The organism is Blastococcus sp. SYSU D00922, from assembly GCF_054050495.1.
Window position 1 is genome coordinate 164759 of the sequence record NZ_JBJGZL010000001.1, and the last position, 17728, is coordinate 182486.

A 17728-nucleotide genomic window follows, 5' to 3' on the forward strand; every position below is an offset into this window, starting at 1 on the left:
GAGAGCAGGGTCACCCGGGCGCTTCCCGCGGGGCCGGTACTCTCGTCGGCGTGTCCCGGGTGGTCGTCGACGTCGTCCTGAAGCCGGAGATCTCCGACCCCCAGGGTCAGGCGGTGCTCGGAGCGCTCGGCCGGCTCGGCCACGACAGCATCAGGAGCGTCCGCCAGGGCAAGCACTTCGTGCTCGAGGTCGACGGCACGCCCGACCGCGAAGAGCTCGAGCAGATCGCCGAGACCCTTCTCGCCAATCCCGTCATCGAGGACGTGGAACTGCACCTCTCCACCGACTGAACGGACGCACTTCCTTGCGCATCGGTGTCATCACCTTCCCGGGCTCCCTGGACGACGTCGACGCCGCTCGCGCCGTGCGTCTCGCCGGCGGTGAGCCGGTCTCCCTCTGGCACGGCGACCACGACCTCAAGGACGTCGACGCCGTCGTCCTCCCCGGCGGCTTCTCCTACGGGGACTACCTGCGCGCCGGTGCCATCGCCGCCCGCTCGCCGCTGATGCAGGACGTCGTCGCCGCCGCGGGCGACGGGCTGCCGGTGCTGGGCATCTGCAACGGCTTCCAGGTGCTCTGCGAGGCCGGCCTGCTGCCGGGCGCGCTGACCCGCAACAGCCACCTGCACTTCCGCAACCGCGACCAGGTGCTCGTCGTCGAGCGGGCCGACACGGCCTGGACGTCGGACTACGCGACCGGCCAGCGCATCGTCATCCCGGTCAAGAACGGCGAGGGCCGCTACGTGGGCTCCGACGCCGACCTCGACCGCCTCGAGGGCGAGGGCCGGGTCGTGTTCCGCTACGCCGGCGGCAACCCCAACGGGTCCAGCCGGGACATCGCCGGTGTCGCCAGCGAGAACGGCCGGGTCGTGGGCCTCATGCCGCACCCCGAGCACGCGATCGAGGACCTCACCGGGCCGAGCACCGACGGCCTCGGCTTCTTCACCAGCGTCCTGAAGGCAGTCGTCAACGCATGAGCCAGATCGACACCGTCGAGCTCGCGGCGAAGAGCCCGGACGACGAGCAGCCCTGGGCCGAGCTCGGCCTCAAGGCCGACGAGTACGCGCGGATCAGGGACATCGTCGGCCGCCGCCCCACCACCGCAGAGCTGGCGATGTACAGCGTCATGTGGAGCGAGCACTGCTCCTACAAGAGCTCCAAGGTGCACCTGCGGAGGTTCGGCGACCTGCCGAAGTCGGACGCGCTCCTCGTCGGCATCGGGGAGAACGCCGGCGTCGTCGACGTCGGTGACGGCTACGCGGTCACCTTCAAGGTCGAGTCCCACAACCACCCCAGCTACGTCGAGCCCTACCAGGGTGCGGCCACCGGGGTCGGCGGCATCGTCCGCGACATCCTCACGATGGGCGCCCGCCCGGTCGCCGTCATGGACAGCCTCCGCTTCGGCCGCGCGGACGCCGCCGACACGGCGCGCGTGCTGCCGGGCGTCGTCGCCGGCGTCGGCGGCTACGGCAACTGCCTGGGCTTGCCCAACATCGGCGGCGAGCTGCTCTTCGACGACTGCTACGCCGGCAACCCGCTGGTCAACGCGCTGTGCGTCGGCGTCATGAAGCACGAGGACGTCCGGCTGGCCAAGGCCGAGGGCGTCGGCAACAAGGTGATCCTCTTCGGCGCCCGCACCGGTGGCGACGGCATCGGCGGCGTGAGCGTGCTCGCGTCCGAGACCTTCGACGCCGAGGGCCCGGCCAAGCGGCCCAGCGTGCAGGTCGGCGACCCGTTCACCGAGAAGCTGCTCATCGAGGCGTGCCTGGAGATCTTCCAGCAGGACCTCGTCACCGGAATCCAGGACCTCGGCGGCGCCGGGCTCTCCTGCGCCACGAGCGAGCTGGCCAGCGCCGGCACCGGCGGCATGCACGTCGACCTCGACACCGTCCCGCTGCGGGACAGCACCCTGACGCCCGCCGAGATCCTGATGAGCGAGTCGCAGGAGCGCATGTGCGCCATCGTCGAGCCGGCCAAGGTGGAGCAGTTCCTCGCCGTCTGCCGCAAGTGGGACGTGCTGGCCACCGTCATCGGTGAGGTCACCGACGGCGACCGGCTCACCGTCGACTGGCACGGCGAGCGGATCGTCGACGTCCCGCCGCGGACCGTGGCCCACGAGGGCCCGGTCTACGAGCGGCCGATGGCCCGCCCGGCCGACCTCGACGCGCTCCAGGCCGACGACGCCGCGACGCTGCCGCGACCGACGACCGGCGCGGAGCTCCAGGCGCACTGGCTGGCCGTCGTCAGCAGCCCCGACGGCGCCGACAAGACGTGGGTCACCGAGCAGTACGACCGCTACGTCCGCGGCAACACCGTGCTGGCCCAGCCCGAGGACGCCGGCGTCGTGCGCATCGACGAGGAGTCGCACCGCGGCATCGCGCTCGCGCTCGACGGCAACGCCCGCTTCGCCCGGCTCGACCCCTACCTCGGCGCGCAGCTCAACCTCGCCGAGGCCTACCGCAACGTGGCGGTCAGCGGCGCCAAGCCCCTGGCCGTCACCAACTGCCTGAACTTCGGCTCCCCCGAGGAGCCCGCGGTCATGTGGCAGTTCGCCGAGGCCGTCCGCGGCCTCGCCGACGGCTGCCGCGAGCTGGGTCTGCCGGTCACCGGCGGCAACGTCAGCCTCTACAACCAGACCGGCGACGTGCCGATCAACCCGACGCCGGTCATCGGCGTGCTGGGCGTGCACGAGGACGTCCGCACGCGGGTGCCCAGCGGCTGGCGCAACCCGGGCGAGACGGTCCTGCTCCTCGGCGAGACCCGCCCCGAGTTCGGCGGCTCCGCGTGGGCGAGCGTCGTGCACGGCCACCTCGGTGGCCGCCCGCCGGCGCTGGACCTGGTGGCCGAGCGGAAGCTGGCCGACCTGCTGGGCGCCCTGGGCAAGGGCGGCCTGATCAGCTCGGCCCACGACCTCTCCGACGGCGGTCTGGCGCAGGGGCTGACCGAGTCCGCGCTGCGCCACGGCGTGGGCGCCCGCCTGCACCTGGCCGACGACGCGTTCACCGCGCTGTTCAGCGAGTCCACCGGCCGGGTCGTCGTCACGACCTCGGACCCGGGCGGCGTGAAGACGACGGCCCAGTGGGCCGGCGTCCCCGTCACGGAGCTCGGGACGACCGGTGGCGAGGCGCTGACCGTCGACGGCCTGCTCGACCTGCCCCTCGCCGAGCTGCGCGCCGCCTGGACCGCCACGCTCCCGGCGCTGTTCGGCGGGCCCGAGCACAGCACCCCGCTCACCGTCCCGGCGGGCACCGTCCCGACCAGCTGATGGCCGGCCGATGCCTGCGGTAGCGCCGATCCCGGCCGAGGACCTGCGCGCCGTCCTCGAGCCGGTGCGGGCCTGGCTGGACGGCGACGCCGAGCAGCCGCCCAGGAGCGTGGTGGGCGCCGCGGTGAAGACCAGCGCCCGCTGGCTCGCCCAGCAGGTGCCCGGCCGGTCGGTGGAGGTGCGGGTGCCGCCGCACGTCGCCGTCCAGTGCATCGAGGGCCCCCGGCACACCCGTGGGACCCCGCCGAACGTCGTCGAGACCGACGCCGCCACGTGGCTGCGGCTGGTCAGCGGCCGGGTGACGTGGGCCGACGCCGTCGCCGCGGGGAAGGTCACGGCGAGCGGGAACCGCGCGGACCTGTCGTCGCTGCTGCCGCTGCGCCCCCTCAGACAGCACTGAGCCCCGCCCGCTGGATCAGCGGACGGGGCTCAGCGGACGGGGTGGATCAGCCGCCGAAGAGGTTCGCGGCGGTCTTGACCGTCTGGTACAGCCCGTAGGCCAGCGGCGCCCCCACGAGGGCCCACGCGAACGCGATCAGCGCCGCGGGGGTGTGGGTCGGCTGCTGGTTCCCGGGGGAGGCAGGAGTGCTCATCGGACGGCGCTCGCTTCCGGGGTCGCAGTGGCGGGGGTGGTGCCGGCCTTGGGCTCGTGCCACTTGCTGGTGACGGGCTTGACCAGCAGGTTGGCGACGAAGCCGATCGCCAGGAGGCCGACCATGATGAACAGCGCCGGCCGGTAGTCACCGGCGACCAGCTCGCCCGGCTCGCCCTCGGCCATGTCGAGCACGCCGTTGACGATGAGCGGGCCGGCGATGCCGGCGGCCGACCACGCGGTGAGCAGCCGGCCGTGGATGGCGCCCACCTGGTAGGTGCCGAACAGGTCGCGCAGGTAGGCCGGGATCGTGGCGAAACCGCCGCCGTAGAACGAGATGATGATCGCGGCGGTGATCACGAAGATCCAGGTCGCCGTGCTGCCCAGCGTCGCCAGGACGATGTACAGGACGATGCCGACGCCGAGGTAGACCATGTAGATCGGCTTGCGCCCGATGTAGTCCGACGTGGACGACCAGACGAACCGGCCACCCATGTTGAACAGGGACAGCAGGCCGACGAAGCCGGCGGCGGCGGTCACGGCGACGGCCGAGGTGCCGCCCTCGCGGAAGAAGTCCTGGATCATCGGCGAGGCCTGCTCGAGGATGCCGATGCCCGCGGTGACGTTGCAGAACAGCACGATCCAGAGCAGCCAGAACTGCGGGGTCTTGATCGCGTTGCCCGCCGAGACGTTGTCCGTCGTGACCAGGGCCTTCTGCTTGACCGTCGACGGGTCGAAGCCGTCGGGCTTCCAGCCCTCCGCCGGGACCCGCACGATGAACGCACCGAACATCATGAAGACCAGGTAGACGGCGGCGAAGGTGAAGAACAGCGCCGCGACGGCGTCGCCGTTCGGCGCGGTGCCCGCGACGGCCGGGTCGTAGGACGGGTCGTACCAGCTCATCAGCTGGCGGGACAGCGGCGAGGCGATGAGCGCCCCTCCACCGAAGCCCATGATCGCCATGCCCGTGGCCAGACCCGGACGGTCGGGGAACCACTTGATCAGCGTGGAGACCGGTGAGATGTATCCGATGCCCAGGCCGATGCCGCCGATGACGCCGTAGCCGAGGTACACCAGCCAGAGCTGGCCGGTCTCGATGCCGAGGCCGCCGACGAGGAAGCCGGAGACCCAGAAGACGGCCGACGTGAACATGGCGGCGCGGGGACCGTTGCGGTCCACCCAGGTGCCGAACACCGCGGCGGACAGGCCGAGCATCACGATCGCGATCGAGAAGATGATGCCGATCGCCGTCAGCGTGGTGTCGAAGTGGGCGACGAGCGCCGTCTTGTAGACGCTGGTCGCGTAGGCCTGGCCGATGCACAGGTGGACGGCCAGTGCCGCCGGCGGGATGAGCCAGCGGTTGAACCCGGGCCGGGCGACGATGCGCTCCCGGGCCAGGAAGCTCGGTACTGCCACGGAAAGACCTCCGAGTCGGGAGGAGCACGCCCGGTCGGGCGCAACCCGGCCGCGCGCGGCGAGCTGCGTCGCGGCCGGTCGGAAAGTACGTCCGCACCGGGCTACTCGCGCGTTCAAACACCGGACGAGGTACCGGCCGTGACCGTTTCGTTTCGCGAAGCAACGGCCGGGGAAGCGGCCGGGCCCTCGGCGCGCGGCCCCCCTAGGCTCGTCGCATGGCCTACGAGGTGAAGGGCGTCGTCGCCCGCAGCAAGGGAGCTCCGGTCAGCATCGAGACCATCGTGGTGCCCGATCCGGGCCCCGGCGAGGCGGTGGTCGACGTCCAGGCCTGCGGGGTCTGCCACACCGACCTGCACTACCGCGAGGGCGGCATCAACGACGAGTTCCCGTTCCTGCTCGGCCACGAGGCGGCCGGGGTCGTCTCGGCCGTGGGCGAGGGCGTCACCAACGTGGCGGTCGGCGACTACGTGATCCTCAACTGGCGCGCCGTCTGCGGGCAGTGCCGCGCCTGCCTCAAGGGCGAGCTCCAGTACTGCTTCAACACCCACAACGCCGCGCAGAAGATGACCCTCTCCGACGGCACGGAGCTCTCCCCGGCGCTGGGCATCGGCGCGTTCGCCGAGAAGACGCTGGTCCACTCCGGGCAGTGCACGAAGGTGAACCCGGCCGCGCCGCCCACCGCCGCCGGCCTGCTCGGCTGCGGCGTCATGGCGGGTGTGGGCGCGGCCATCAACACCGGCGGCGTCCGCCGCGGCGAGAGCGTCGCCGTCTTCGGCTGCGGCGGTGTCGGTGACGCCGCGATCGCGGGCGCCAAGCTCGCGGGGGCGACGACGATCATCGCCGTCGACATCTCCGACAAGAAGCTCGAGTGGGCCACGCAGATGGGCGCCACCCACACGGTCAACTCGTCATCGACCGACGCGGTGGAGGCCGTCAAGGCCCTCACCGGCGGGTTCGGCGTCGACGTCGCGATCGACGCGGTCGGCCACCCGAAGGTGTTCGAGCAGGCCTTCTACGCCCGCGACCTCGCCGGCCGCGTGGTCATGGTCGGCGTCCCGACACCGGACATGGAGATCACCCTCCCCGCCATCGAGATCTTCGGCCGGGGCGGTGCGATCAAGTCCTCCTGGTACGGCGACTGCCTGCCCAGCCGCGACTTCCCGATGCTGATCGACCTCTACCTGCAGGGCCGCTTCGACCTCGACGCCTTCGTCTCCGAGACCATCGGTCTGGACGACGTCGAGGAGGCGTTCGCGAAGATGCACCGCGGCGAGGTGCTGCGCAGCGTGGTGGTCCTCAAGTGACCGCGCGGGTGGACCGGGTCGTCGTCCCGGGCGTCTTCAGCCTCGACGGGCAGGACTTCGACGTCGAGAACAACGTCTGGCTGGTCGGTGACGACGACGAGGTGCTGGTGATCGACGCACCGCACGACGCGGCGCCGATCGTCGACGCGATCGGCGGCCGGCGGGTCACCGCGATCGTGCTGACCCACGGGCACAACGACCACATCACCGCCGCGGTCGCGCTGCGCGAGGCGACCGGGGCGCCCATCTGGTTCCACCCGATGGACAGGATGCTCTGGGACGTCGTCCACCCGGAGAGCGAGCCCGACCGGGACCTGACGTCGGGCACCCGCTTCCAGGTCGCCGGCACCGAGCTGCTCACGCTGCACACGCCCGGGCACTCGCCGGGCAGCGTGTGCCTGCACGCGCCGGACCTGGCGACCGTGTTCACCGGTGACACGCTGTTCCACGGCGGTCCCGGGGCCACCGGCCGCTCGTACAGCGACCGGCCCACGATCGAGCACTCGATCCGGTCGGAGCTGTTCACGCTGCACGGCGGCACGGTGGTGAAGACCGGGCACGGCGACGACACGACGATCGCCGCGGAGCTGCGGAACCTCGGCTGACGGTCAGCCGTCCCGCGCGCCGCCCTGGCCGTCCTCGTCCGGGGCGGCGTGCTCCGGCGGCGACGTGCGCTCGAGCCGCTGCCGGATCGCGGCGACGTTGAGGGCGAGGTCCTCGAGCGCCTCGACGGCGCGCGTCGCCAGGGCGAAGGTCAGGTTCTCCCGCTGCTCCGCGGGGCTGGGCTCCCGGTACCGCGGATCGCTGCGCGACGGGCGGTCCCCGGCGAACGACTCGCGGAACCGGCGGGTCGCGTCGGACCACGGGTCCTCGCTGCGGCGTGCCTCCCCGAACAGCTCGCGCAGCATGCGCTGGGCCATGTCCAGGAACTCGCCCGGGTCGGGTCGGTCGCCGGCCATCTGCTCTCCTCCTCCGGCGGTGAGGACGGTGCACCGTGCCAACGGATCGGGCGGCGTCCGGGTTCCGCGTCAGGCCTCGACGCGCGCCGCGGCGGAGGCGAACCCGAGCCAGGTGTGCCGGTTGCCGGCCCAGCACCAGCCCACCTTGGGCGCGCCCCGGCGGTCGCGGCCGTCGCGTCCGGTGCCGTTGCTGATCCACAACGCGGGGGTGCGGCTGTCGAGCCGGCCATCGGGCTTCCGCAGCCGGGAGCCGATGGTCATGAAGCACCGGTTCCGCTCCAGGACCGACGGGCACTGGAGCAGCCAGTGGATCCCCTCGGTGAGGGTCAGCGGCGTCCGGCCTGCCCCGAGGATCGCCGGCAGGGCCTCGTCCGGGCTCCAGTTCGCCATGTCGTCGCCCCGGTCGAGGCCGCACACGGCGTAGACCCGACCGTCCGGGATGACGACGGAGGGCAGGGGGCCGAACGCGTCGACGTCGGTCATGTCCTCCACCACGAAGCCGGGGCGGTCGTCCAGCGAGAGCAGCGGGGCCAGGACGGACGCCGGGGCCCGCTCGGGGGTGAGGACGAGGAGCGCGTCCCCGGGCAGCCTCTCGGCGGCCGACCGGAGCTCCGCGGGGGAGAGGCCCGCCGTCTCGTGCACGCCGAGCGCGAGAAGCCGCTCGGCCTGGTCGGCGGGACGGGGCAGGGTCGATGTCGCGACGGGCACGGGGTACCTCCGGGTCGACGGCGGACACCGGTCAACGCGCCACGGGTGCGGTCGGTTCCCTCGGCGCGTCGTCCTCTGACCAGCCCGGATGCTCCGCCGCAGTGGCGATCGTCACCGGACCGGGACCCGGCAACGGCCCGGCCACCGGTACCGTGGACCCGTGCCTCGCGGTGATGGACGGCTGACGCACGACCTCGACCCCCACTCTCCCGGTCCCCAGGACGCCTGCGGCGTCTTCGGTGTCTGGGCGCCGGGGGAGGAGGTCGCGAAGCTGACCTATTTCGGTCTGTACGCGCTCCAGCACCGCGGTCAGGAGGCGGCCGGGATCGCGGTGTCCGACGGCGCCTCGGTCGTGGTCTACAAGGACCTCGGCCTGGTCAGCCAGGTCTTCGACGAGGCGACGCTGGGCAGCCTGCGCGGCCACCTCGCCGTCGGCCACACCCGCTACTCGACGACCGGCGCCTCCACCTGGGAGAACGCGCAGCCCACCTTCCGGACGACGGAGGCCGGGACCGGCCTGGCGCTGTGCCACAACGGCAACCTGGTGAACACCGCCGAGCTCGCCGTGGAGGCCGCGGACGCCGGCGTGCCCGGCGCGTTCGTGGCGACCAACGACTCCGACCTGGTCACCGCCCTCATCGCCGCCCGCCCCGACATCTCCGTCGAGGCCGCAGCCATGGAGGTGCTCCCCAAGCTGCGCGGTGCCTTCAGCCTCACCTTCATGGACGAGGACACGCTCTACGCCGCGCGCGACCCGCAGGGCGTGCGCCCGCTGGTGCTCGGCCGGCTGGAGCGCGGCTGGGTGGTCGCCAGCGAGACGGCGGCGCTGGACATCGTCGGCGCCTCGGTGGTCCGCGAGGTCGAGCCCGGTGAGCTGATCGCGATCGACGAGAACGGGCTGCGCAGCCAGCACTTCGCGGTCGCGGAGCCGAAGGGCTGCGTCTTCGAGTACGTCTACCTCGCCCGCCCCGACACCACGATCTCCGGCCGCGGCGTGCACGCCGCCCGCGTCGAGATCGGCCGCCGGCTGGCCAAGGAGCACCCGGTCGAGGCCGACCTGGTCATCCCCGTCCCGGAGTCGGGGACCCCGGCCGCCGTCGGGTACGCCGAGGCGAGCGGCATCCCCTACGGCCTGGGCCTGGTCAAGAACTCCTACGTCGGCCGGACGTTCATCCAGCCGTCGCAGACCATCCGGCAGCTGGGCATCCGGCTGAAGCTCAACCCGCTGCGCGACGTCATCCGCGGCAAGCGGCTGGTCGTGGTCGACGACTCCATCGTCCGCGGCAACACCCAGCGCGCGCTCATCCGGATGCTGCGCGAGGCCGGCGCGGTCGAGGTGCACGTGCGCATCGCCTCGCCGCCGGTCAAGTGGCCGTGCTTCTACGGCATCGACTTCGCCAGCCGCGCGGAGCTCATCGCCAACGGGCTCGAGATCGACGGCGTCCGGGCCTCGATCAACGCCGACTCCCTGGGCTACGTCTCCGAGCAGGGGCTCATCGCGGCCACCGAGCAGCCGGCCAGCCGGCTCTGCACGGCGTGCTTCACCGGCCAGTACCCGATCCCGCTGGCGGAGGAGGGCGTCCTCGGCAAGAACGTGCTCGAGGGCATCGGCCGGACGCCGCTGCCGATGGCCTCCCCTGACGCCCAGCGGTCCGTGAGCGGCTGGACGGGTCAGCAGGCCGGCAGCGCCAGCGTCCCGGGCGGGGCCGAGGACGCGCTCAGCCGACCGTGAGCACCCCCTTCACCTACGCGGCGTCCGGCGTCGACATCGACGCCGGGGAGCGCGCCGTCGAGCTCATGCGGACGGCGGTCGCGCGCACCAACCGGCCCGAGGTCGTCGGGGGGCTCGGCGGCTTCGCCGGCCTGTTCGCCCTGGACACCGCGAAGTACGCGAAGCCGCTCCTGGCCTCCTCGACCGACGGCGTGGGCACGAAGATCGCCCTCGCCCGGCAGCTCGACCGGCACGACACCGTCGGCATCGACCTCGTCGCGATGGTCGTCGACGACCTGGTCGCCTGCGGTGCCGAGCCCCTCTTCCTCCAGGACTACGTCGCCTGCGGCAAGGTCGTCCCGGAGCGGATCGCCGCGATCGTCACCGGCATCGCCGAGGGGTGCACGCAGGCCGGCGCGGCGCTGGTGGGGGGCGAGACGGCCGAGCACGGCGACCTCATGGACGCCGACGAGTACGACCTCGCCGCGACGGCGGTCGGTGTCGTGGAGGCCGACGGCGTCCTGGGCCCGGAGCGCGTCCGCGAGGGCGACGCGGTGGTCGCCATGGCGTCGTCCGGGTTCCACTCCAACGGCTACTCGCTGGTCCGGCGGGTGGTGAGCGCCGCGGGGCTGGACCTGCACGCGACGCCGGCCGGGCTCGACCGGGCGCTGGGTGAGGAACTCCTCGAGCCCACCCGCATCTACGCCCGCGACTGCCTCGCGCTGGTCGAGCAGTTCGGCGTCGAGAACGTGCACGCCTACGCGCACATCACCGGCGGCGGGCTGGCCGGCAACACCGCCCGCGTCGTCCCCGACGGGCTGGAGGCGGTGCTCGACCGGGCCACCTGGGCCCTGCCGGCCGCGGTCCGGCTCATGGAGGAGCACGGCGTGCCCCGCGAGGAGTCCGAGCGCGCGTTCAACTGCGGCGTCGGCATGGTCGCCGCGGTCGCCCCCGACGTCGCCGACGCCGTGGTCGCGCGGCTCACCGCCGCCGGCGTGCCGGCCTGGGTGGCCGGCAGCGTGCAGCGCCGCACGGGCGACACCGCCGCGCGGCTGGTCGGCGCCTACCGCTGACGCGGACTTTCTGCACCGGAAGTCCCGAGAGCGAGCGCGACGACACCGCAGTGCCCGGAGGCGCTGCGGTGTCGTCGATCAGACGCTGAGGACCAGCGGCTCAACGAGGGCTGGCGGCCCAGTCGTCGTCCGCGTCGTCGTCCGCCCACTTGTCGGCGTACTCGTCGTCCTCGTCATCGTCGTCCGTGGCCCGCGCAGGCGGGGTGTAGGACGGCGTGGATCCGGCGAGCTCCCTCTGCAGAGCAGAGAGGTCGGTGTTCGGTGAGCTGTACTTGAGCTCACGGGCGACGCGTGTCTGCTTCGCCTTCGCTCGGCCGCGCCCCATCGGCTCGACCCCCTCGCTACGGAGTACGGGAACCCAGCCCCCGGGCTGGAACGGCCCGCGTGGCGACCCCGACTGAGTGACTATGTCCTGCGCAACCTTACGACACGGATCGGCGACGGGCACACGTCCCTCCCCCGGAGGAGCGGCACCCGTGTCCGACGCCTCAGCGGGGCAGGCGGATCGTGGCCAGGCGGCCCACCGATCGCATGCGCTCCTCGGCCAGCCGGTCGGCCGCGACGGCGGGGGAGACCCCCTCCTCGTCGGCGGCGGCGAACACCCGCAGGGCGACGTCGAAGATCCCGGTGGCCTTGGCCTGCGCCCGGGCGAAGGAGAACCCGTGCCGCTCGTCCTCGACCTGGATGACGCCGCCGGCGTTCACCAGGTAGTCGGGGGCGTAGAGGATCCCGCGGCCGCGCAGCTGCTCGGCGACGGCCGGGGTGGCGAGCTGGTTGTTCGCGCCGCCGCAGACGATGCGCGACGGCAGCACCGCGACGGTCTCCTCGTCGAGCGCGCCGCCCAGGGCGTTGGGGGAGTAGACGTCGTGCTCGGTGCGGATCAGGGTCGCGGTGTCGGGGACGGCCTTCACCTGCGGGTGCCGTGCCTGCACGCGCTCGACGGCCGCCGGGTCGACGTCGGTCACCACGACGTCGGCGCCGTCCTCCACCAGGTGCCCGATCAGGTGCGAGCCGACCTTGCCGGCGCCCGCCACGGCCACCGTGCGACCGGACAGCGACCGCGTGCCCCAGCAGTGCTGGGCGGCGGCCTGCATGCCCAGGAAGACGCCGTACGCGGTGAGGACCGAGGAGTCGCCGCAGCCGCCGAGGGCCTCCGACCGGCCGTGGGCGAACCGGGTCTCGCGGGCGACGACGTCGAGGTCGGCGTTGTAGGTGCCGACGTCGCAGGCGGTCAGGTAGCGGCCGCCGAGCGCCTCGACGAACCGGCCGTACGCGCGGAGCAGCGCCTCGGTCTTGTCGGTGCGCGGGTCGCCGATGATCACGGCCTTGCCGCCGCCGAGGTCGAGTCCGGCCAGGCTGTTCTTGTACGACATCGCGGCCGACAGGCGCAGCGCGTCCGCGATCGCCGCCTCCTCGCTCGCGTACGGGTAGAACCGCGTGCCGCCCAGCGCCGGACCGAGCGCCGTCGAGTGGATGGCGATGACCGCCTTCAGCCCGGACTCGGCGTCGCTGCAGAGGACGACCTGCTCGTGACCCGCGCTCAGTATCTCCACGTCCTGGAGGGTAGATCGCCGGTGACGTGTCGCCCGTCCGGAGGTCGGTGCGCGGGTCCGTCGGCGCTCGCGCGGGGTTGCGGGGCATGATTCCCCCGGAAACCGCGGGGCGAGGGCGCCTCCGCGCAGCTCAGGAGGACTCCCATGGCCCGACACCACCGACTGCTGGCGATCGCCGTGGCCGCACCGCTCCTCCTCGCGGCGTGCACGACCGGCGGGGACGAGTCGGACGGCGGCGGCTCCGGCAGCGGCGGGGGCAGCGGGGACGGCGACCTGAGCTTCGCCGTCATCACCCACGGCTCGGCCGGCGACGCGTTCTGGGACGTCGTGCAGAACGGCGCCGAGGCCGCCGGTGACGACCTGGGCGTCTCCGTCGACTACCAGAGCGACGGCGACCCGCAGCGGCAGGCGCAGCTGATCGACGCGGCGGTCAACCAGGGCGTCGACGGCATCGTGGTCTCGATGGCCAACCCGGACGCGCTGCAGGACTCGGTCGAGGCGGCCGTCGACGCCGGCATCCCGGTCGTGACCATCAACTCCGGCGGGGACCGGTCGGCGGAGTTCGGCGCCATCGGCCACGTGGGGCAGGACGAGACGATCGCCGGCCAGGGCGCCGGTCGGGAGCTGGCCGAGGCCGGCGCGGCGAACGTGCTGTGCGTCGTCCACGAGGCCGGCAACATCGGTCTGGAACAGCGCTGCTCGGGTGCCTCCGAGGGTCTCGGCAGCCAGGTCACCCCGCTGCAGGTGGACATCAACGACCTCCAGGGCGCCCAGTCGACCATCGCGTCGTCGCTGCAGAGCGACCCGTCCATCGACGCGGTGCTCACCCTCAACTCCGCCGTGGCGGCCGTGGCCGTCGCGGCCGCCGGCGACGCGGGCTCGGAGGCGCAGGTGGCCACCTTCGACCTGAACGAAGACGTCATCAGCGGCATCCAGGACGGCGACATCGCCTTCGCCGTCGACCAGCAGCAGTACGAGCAGGGCTACCTGCCGATCGTGATGCTCAAGCTGTACGCGGAGAACCTCAACACCGTCGGCGGCGGGCAGCCGGTGCTCACCGGGCCCGGGATCGTCGATGAGAGCAACGTCGACGAGATCGCCGACCTGGCCTCGGCCGGCACCCGCTGAGCACCCGGGAGGAGACGGCCGGGCCACCGCCGGCCCCGGCCGAGCGCCGGGCCGACGAGCGGCTGGCGGCCAGCGGGCCGCTGCGTCGGCTGCTGGTCAAGCCCGAGCTGGGGGCCCTGATCGGCGCCGTCGTCGTCTTCACCTTCTTCGCCGTGCAGTCCGAGGTGTTCCGCTCGGCGCGGGGCATCGCCAACTGGCTGGACCCGGCCTCGACGCTCGGGATCATGGCGGTCGCCGTGGCGCTGCTGATGATCGGCGGGCACTTCGACCTGTCGGCCGGCGTCATGACCGGCACGACGGCGCTCACCGTCGGCATCGTCGCCGTCGAGTTCGAGCAGAACATCTGGGTGGCCATCGCCGTCGCGCTGGTCATCGCCCTGGCGATCGGGTTCGTCAACGGCTGGCTGGTGACCCGCACCGGGCTGCCGAGCTTCATCATCACGCTCGGGACCTTCCTGATGCTCCAGGGACTCAACCTGGGGCTCACCAAGTTCTTCACCGGCACGGTCACCGCCGGCGGAATCGCCGACGTCCCCGGTTACGCGGCCGCGGAGTGGGTGTTCGCCTCCCGGCTCGAGATCGCCGGCACGGAGTTCCGCGTCGCGATCCTCTGGTGGGTGCTGTTCACGGCGCTGGCCACCTGGGTGCTGCTGCGCACCCGCTTCGGCAACTGGGTGTTCGCGACCGGCGGCGACGAGGTGGCCGCGCGCAACGTCGGCGTCCCCGCCCGCCGGACCACCATCGCGCTGTTCATGACGACGGCGGGCGCCGCCTGGTTCGTCGGCGTCACCCTCGCCGTCCGGCTGACCTCGGTGCAGGCCAACACCGGCATCGGGCAGGAGCTGATCTACATCGTGGCGGCGGTCATCGGCGGGTGCCTGCTCACCGGCGGGTTCGGGTCGGCGATCGGCGCCTCGCTGGGTGCGCTGATCTTCGGCATGACGCAGCTGGGCATCCCGTACCTGCGCTGGGACGCCGACTGGTTCTACTTCTTCCTCGGCGCCATGCTGCTGCTCGCGGTCCTGGCCAACCGCCTGGTCCGCCGCTACGCCGAGGCGGCCCGGCGATGAGCGCACCGCCCCTCCTCGAGCTCGAGGACGTCGGCAAGGACTACGGCTCGGTCATCGCCCTCGACGGCATCAGCACCACCGTGCGCGCCGGCGAGGTCACCTGCGTCCTCGGCGACAACGGCGCCGGGAAGTCGACGCTGATCAAGATCCTGGCCGGCGTCCACCGGCCCGACCGCGGCCAGGTGCTGCTCGACGGCGAGCCCGTCTCCTTCGGCGCCCCCCGGGAGGCGCTCGACGCCGGCATCGCCACCGTCTACCAGGACCTCGCGATGATCCCGCTGATGGCGATCTGGCGGAACTTCTTCCTGGGTGCCGAGCCCACGAAGGGCTGGGGCCCGTTCCGCCGGTTCGACGCTGCTACCGCGAAGGAGACCACCCGGCGTGCGCTCGCCGAGATGGGCATCGACATCCGCGACCCCGACCAGCCGGTGGGCACGCTGTCGGGCGGCGAGCGGCAGTCGGTGGCGATCGCCCGGGCGGTGCACTTCGGCGCGCGGGTGCTCATCCTCGACGAGCCGACGTCGGCGCTCGGGGTCAAGCAGGCCGGCGTCGTTCTCCGCTACGTCGCCCAGGCGCGGGACCGCGGCGTGGGCGTCGTGCTCATCACCCACAACCCGCACCACGCCTACCCGGTGGGCGACAGGTTCCTGTTGCTCAACCGCGGCCGCAGCCTCGGTTCCTTCGCCAAGGGAGAGGTGAGCCGCGAGGAGCTCACCCGGCTCATGGCCGGCGGTGCGGAGCTCGACCAGCTGGCGCACGAGCTGGAGCGGCCGGCCGGCTGAGCCGGATTGTCGACATACCGACAGTGCCGAGGCGGTGACTTACCGTTCTTGTTGCGGTGCGTCAACTGTTCCGCGTGTTGCCTTTGTGACTCATGGTGAGGCTGCGACTCTCGCTGGGCTCCAGACGCCCACCCTCTTCCCCAGGGAGCGAGTCATGTCCCAGCGCCGTCCGTCCGGACCGGCGACACCGACGGTCCCCGCACGCCGGGGCTCCCGCCGGCCGGTCGTGGGCCGCAGGCCCCGCCCCGTGCGCGCCGTCCTCGTCGCCGCCCTCACCGGCGCCGTGACCAGCGCGCTGCTGCTCGGTTCCGCCGGGCCCGCCGCCGCGGTCCCCGCCCCGCCGCCCAACCCGACCGACAGCCAGCTCGGCGACGCCCGCGCGCAGCAGGACGCCGCCGCGGCCGAGGTCGGCCGGATCGCCGCCCTCCTCGCCAGCGCCGAGGCAGAGCTCGAGCGCGTCGGCGTGCTCGCCGAGGCCGCCGGCACCGCCTACCTGGCCGCCGAGGAAGCGCTGATGCAGGCGCAGGAGCAGGCGGACGCCGCGGCCGCCGACCTGCAGGCCGCCGCCGACGCCGTCGCCGCGTCGGAGGCACGCATCGCGCTGTTCTCCCGCGACAGCTACATGAAGGGGTCGCAGCTGAGCACCACCGCCGCCCTCCTGGACTCGGCCGGGCCCGGCGAGCTGATCCAGCGGGCCGCGATCCTCTCCTACGTCGCCGACAACCAGCTCGACGTCCTCGGCGAGCTCGAGGTGGCGAAGGTGTCGCAGGCCAACGCGGAGTCCGCCGCCCGCGCGGCGCGCGACGAGATGGCTGCCGCCGAAGAAACCGCGCAGGCGGCGAAGGAGCAGGCCGACAGCCAGCTCGCCGCCCAGCAGGGCGCCTACGAGCAGGTCGCGACGCAGAAGGCGGGCTACGAGGCGCAGCTCCAGGCCGCGCAGATCCACCTCCTCGAGCTGCAGGGCGCGCGCGACGCCTACCAGCAGTGGGTCGCCCAGAAGCAGGCCGAGGAGGCCGCGGCGGCCCGTGCCGCCCAGGAAGCAGCCGCCCGGGCCGCAGCGGCGGCAGCGGCGGCGGCGGCGCAGAACAGCGGTGGGGGATCGTCGGGCGGTGGGTCCTCCGGCGGTGGCGGCGGTGGGGGAGGCGGCGGCGGTGGTGGCGGCGGCAGCTACGTCGCGCCGACCTACGGCCGGGTGAGCAGCTGCTACGGCGCTCGGTGGGGGGTCACCCACTACGGCGTCGACATCGCCGCTCCGATCGGCACCCCGATCTACAGCACGACATCCGGGGTGGTGAAGCGCGCCGGCGCGGCCACCGGCTTCGGCCAGGCGGTCTACATCCTCGGCGACGACGGCTACGTCACCGTCTACGGGCACGTGAACCGGTACTTCGTCTCGGCCGGCGAGCGGGTGTCGGCCGGCGAGCAGATCGCCGAGGTCGGCAACCGCGGGGAGTCGACCGGGCCGCACCTGCACTTCGAGGTGCACTCGGGCGGCCAGCTCTACAGCAACCAGATGAACCCCGTGCCGTGGCTCAACAACCGCGGCGTCTACATCGGGGGCTGCGGGGGCTGAGCCCCCCACGGACAGCTGCGGCCCGCCACATCGGGGATGAGTGGCGGGCCGCAGCCGATCGTCCGCAGGGCTCAGCTGCTGGGGGCGGCCGTCTCGGTCGAGTCGACGTCGAGGTCGCACTCCTCGGACAGGTAGGTCTGGACGTTGGTGGCCGACGACGTCAACGAGCCGATGACCTCGCTGGTGCGCTGCTCCAGCGTCGCCTGGGCGTTCGGGTCGGTGACGTCGACCTCGGCAAAGGCCTGGGCGAGCTGGTCGATGCCGTCGGCCAGGGCCGCCCAGTCGCTGCTGATCTCGCTCGGGGGCTCGACCCCGCGGACGTTGTCGGCGGCCGTCTGCAGCGCGGACGCCAGCGCGGCGGGGTCGTTCTCCGTGCCGGAGAGCGCGGGCTCGACCTGCTCGAAGGCCGCGGCCGCCTCGGAGCAGAACTCGGAGTCGGTCTGCTCGGCGGTGGTCTCGGCGGCGCTGGAGCTGCTCGCGCTGGACTCCGACGACGCGGTGTCGTCGTCGGAGCCGCCGCACGCGGTGAGCAGCACGACGGCGGCAGCCAGGGAGAGGCCGGGAAGGGTTCGACGCATGGGCGCGAGGCTAACCG

General features: G+C 73.0%; 19 protein-coding genes. 12 read left to right on the plus strand and 7 right to left on the minus strand.

Going from position 1 to position 17728, the window contains the following annotated elements:
- Positions 1 to 50: 50 nt before the first annotated feature.
- The 4 genes from purS to ACI78T_RS00850 are packed head-to-tail and all read left to right on the plus strand — an operon-like array spanning position 51 to position 3664.
- On the plus strand, positions 51 to 290 hold the full coding sequence (purS, locus tag ACI78T_RS00835; RefSeq protein WP_456556199.1) for a phosphoribosylformylglycinamidine synthase subunit PurS: 240 nt from the start codon (positions 51 to 53) through the stop codon (positions 288 to 290).
- A 14-nt stretch (positions 291 to 304) separates the two neighbouring features.
- Positions 305 to 976, plus strand: coding sequence for a phosphoribosylformylglycinamidine synthase subunit PurQ (gene purQ / locus ACI78T_RS00840; RefSeq protein ID WP_456556200.1), 672 nt, complete (start codon positions 305 to 307; stop codon positions 974 to 976).
- Positions 973 to 3264, plus strand: coding sequence for a phosphoribosylformylglycinamidine synthase subunit PurL (purL, locus tag ACI78T_RS00845; protein ID WP_456556201.1), 2292 nt, complete (start codon positions 973 to 975; stop codon positions 3262 to 3264). The genes purQ and purL overlap by 4 nt, the downstream gene beginning before the upstream one ends.
- 10 nt (positions 3265 to 3274) lie before the next feature.
- Positions 3275 to 3664 (plus strand): sterol carrier family protein, encoded by a 390-nt coding sequence (locus ACI78T_RS00850; protein ID WP_456556202.1) that lies wholly within the window; start codon positions 3275 to 3277, stop codon positions 3662 to 3664.
- A gap of 46 nt (positions 3665 to 3710) precedes the next feature.
- Here the strand turns inward: ACI78T_RS00850 and ACI78T_RS00855 are convergent, their stop codons facing one another.
- Both ACI78T_RS00855 and ACI78T_RS00860 read right to left on the minus strand, forming a co-directional pair.
- On the minus strand, positions 3711 to 3857 hold the full coding sequence (locus ACI78T_RS00855; protein WP_456556203.1) for an MFS transporter small subunit: 147 nt from the start codon (positions 3855 to 3857) through the stop codon (positions 3711 to 3713).
- Positions 3854 to 5272, minus strand: a complete 1419-nt coding sequence (locus tag ACI78T_RS00860) for an OFA family MFS transporter (protein WP_456556204.1) — start codon at positions 5270 to 5272, stop codon at positions 3854 to 3856. Before ACI78T_RS00860 ends, ACI78T_RS00855 begins: the two co-directional genes overlap by 4 nt.
- A 215-nt stretch (positions 5273 to 5487) precedes the next feature.
- On the opposite strand from ACI78T_RS00860, the gene ACI78T_RS00865 reads away from it, so the two are divergent.
- Both ACI78T_RS00865 and ACI78T_RS00870 read left to right on the plus strand, forming a co-directional pair.
- Positions 5488 to 6576 (plus strand): S-(hydroxymethyl)mycothiol dehydrogenase, encoded by a 1089-nt coding sequence (locus tag ACI78T_RS00865; RefSeq protein ID WP_456556205.1) that lies wholly within the window; start codon positions 5488 to 5490, stop codon positions 6574 to 6576.
- Entirely contained in the window at positions 6573 to 7181 is a 609-nt protein-coding gene (locus tag ACI78T_RS00870; protein ID WP_456556206.1) for an MBL fold metallo-hydrolase, read from the plus strand. The genes ACI78T_RS00865 and ACI78T_RS00870 overlap by 4 nt, the downstream gene beginning before the upstream one ends.
- Before the next feature lie 3 nt (positions 7182 to 7184).
- On the opposite strand, the gene ACI78T_RS00875 is transcribed toward ACI78T_RS00870, so the two are convergent.
- Together ACI78T_RS00875 and ACI78T_RS00880 are read right to left on the minus strand one after the other, a co-directional pair.
- The gene (locus ACI78T_RS00875) at positions 7185 to 7535 is read right to left on the minus strand and encodes a hypothetical protein (RefSeq protein ID WP_456556207.1); all 351 of its coding nucleotides are present in this window, start codon (positions 7533 to 7535) and stop codon (positions 7185 to 7187) included.
- 69 nt (positions 7536 to 7604) lie between these two features.
- Positions 7605 to 8243, minus strand: a complete 639-nt coding sequence (locus tag ACI78T_RS00880; protein ID WP_456556208.1) for a DUF5701 family protein — start codon at positions 8241 to 8243, stop codon at positions 7605 to 7607.
- Positions 8244 to 8403: 160 nt separating this feature from the next.
- Here ACI78T_RS00880 and purF point away from each other — a divergent pair, with 160 nt between their 5' ends.
- On the plus strand, positions 8404 to 9975 hold the full coding sequence (gene purF, locus ACI78T_RS00885) for an amidophosphoribosyltransferase (protein ID WP_456556209.1): 1572 nt from the start codon (positions 8404 to 8406) through the stop codon (positions 9973 to 9975).
- Positions 9972 to 11027, plus strand: a complete 1056-nt coding sequence (gene purM / locus ACI78T_RS00890; RefSeq protein WP_456556210.1) for a phosphoribosylformylglycinamidine cyclo-ligase — start codon at positions 9972 to 9974, stop codon at positions 11025 to 11027. The genes purF and purM overlap by 4 nt, the downstream gene beginning before the upstream one ends.
- Positions 11028 to 11127: 100 nt before the next feature.
- On the opposite strand, the gene ACI78T_RS00895 is transcribed toward purM, so the two are convergent.
- Together ACI78T_RS00895 and ACI78T_RS00900 are read right to left on the minus strand one after the other, a co-directional pair.
- Positions 11128 to 11352, minus strand: coding sequence for a DUF3073 domain-containing protein (locus ACI78T_RS00895; protein WP_456556211.1), 225 nt, complete (start codon positions 11350 to 11352; stop codon positions 11128 to 11130).
- A 163-nt stretch (positions 11353 to 11515) separates the two neighbouring features.
- Positions 11516 to 12580 carry a Glu/Leu/Phe/Val family dehydrogenase gene (locus ACI78T_RS00900; protein WP_456556212.1) on the minus strand — a complete coding sequence of 355 codons (1065 nt, stop codon included), beginning with the start codon at positions 12578 to 12580 and terminating at the stop codon, positions 11516 to 11518.
- A gap of 144 nt (positions 12581 to 12724) precedes the next feature.
- On the opposite strand from ACI78T_RS00900, the gene ACI78T_RS00905 reads away from it, so the two are divergent.
- From ACI78T_RS00905 to ACI78T_RS00920, 4 genes are all read left to right on the plus strand, one after another.
- Positions 12725 to 13708, plus strand: coding sequence for a sugar ABC transporter substrate-binding protein (locus ACI78T_RS00905; RefSeq protein WP_456556213.1), 984 nt, complete (start codon positions 12725 to 12727; stop codon positions 13706 to 13708).
- Positions 13709 to 13860: 152 nt separating this feature from the next.
- Complete coding sequence (locus tag ACI78T_RS00910) at positions 13861 to 14778, plus strand: ABC transporter permease (RefSeq protein ID WP_456556214.1); 918 nt, start codon at positions 13861 to 13863, stop codon at positions 14776 to 14778.
- A complete protein-coding gene (locus ACI78T_RS00915; RefSeq protein WP_456556215.1) occupies positions 14775 to 15560 on the plus strand; it encodes an ATP-binding cassette domain-containing protein in 786 nt (261 codons plus the stop codon). Before ACI78T_RS00910 ends, ACI78T_RS00915 begins: the two co-directional genes overlap by 4 nt.
- 247 nt (positions 15561 to 15807) lie before the next feature.
- Positions 15808 to 17133 carry a M23 family metallopeptidase gene (locus ACI78T_RS00920; protein WP_456556216.1) on the plus strand — a complete coding sequence of 442 codons (1326 nt, stop codon included), beginning with the start codon at positions 15808 to 15810 and terminating at the stop codon, positions 17131 to 17133.
- A 71-nt stretch (positions 17134 to 17204) separates the two neighbouring features.
- Here ACI78T_RS00920 and ACI78T_RS00925 read toward each other — a convergent pair whose 3' ends face one another.
- Positions 17205 to 17711, minus strand: a complete 507-nt coding sequence (locus ACI78T_RS00925) for a hypothetical protein (protein ID WP_456556217.1) — start codon at positions 17709 to 17711, stop codon at positions 17205 to 17207.
- Positions 17712 to 17728: the final 17 nt, after the last annotated feature.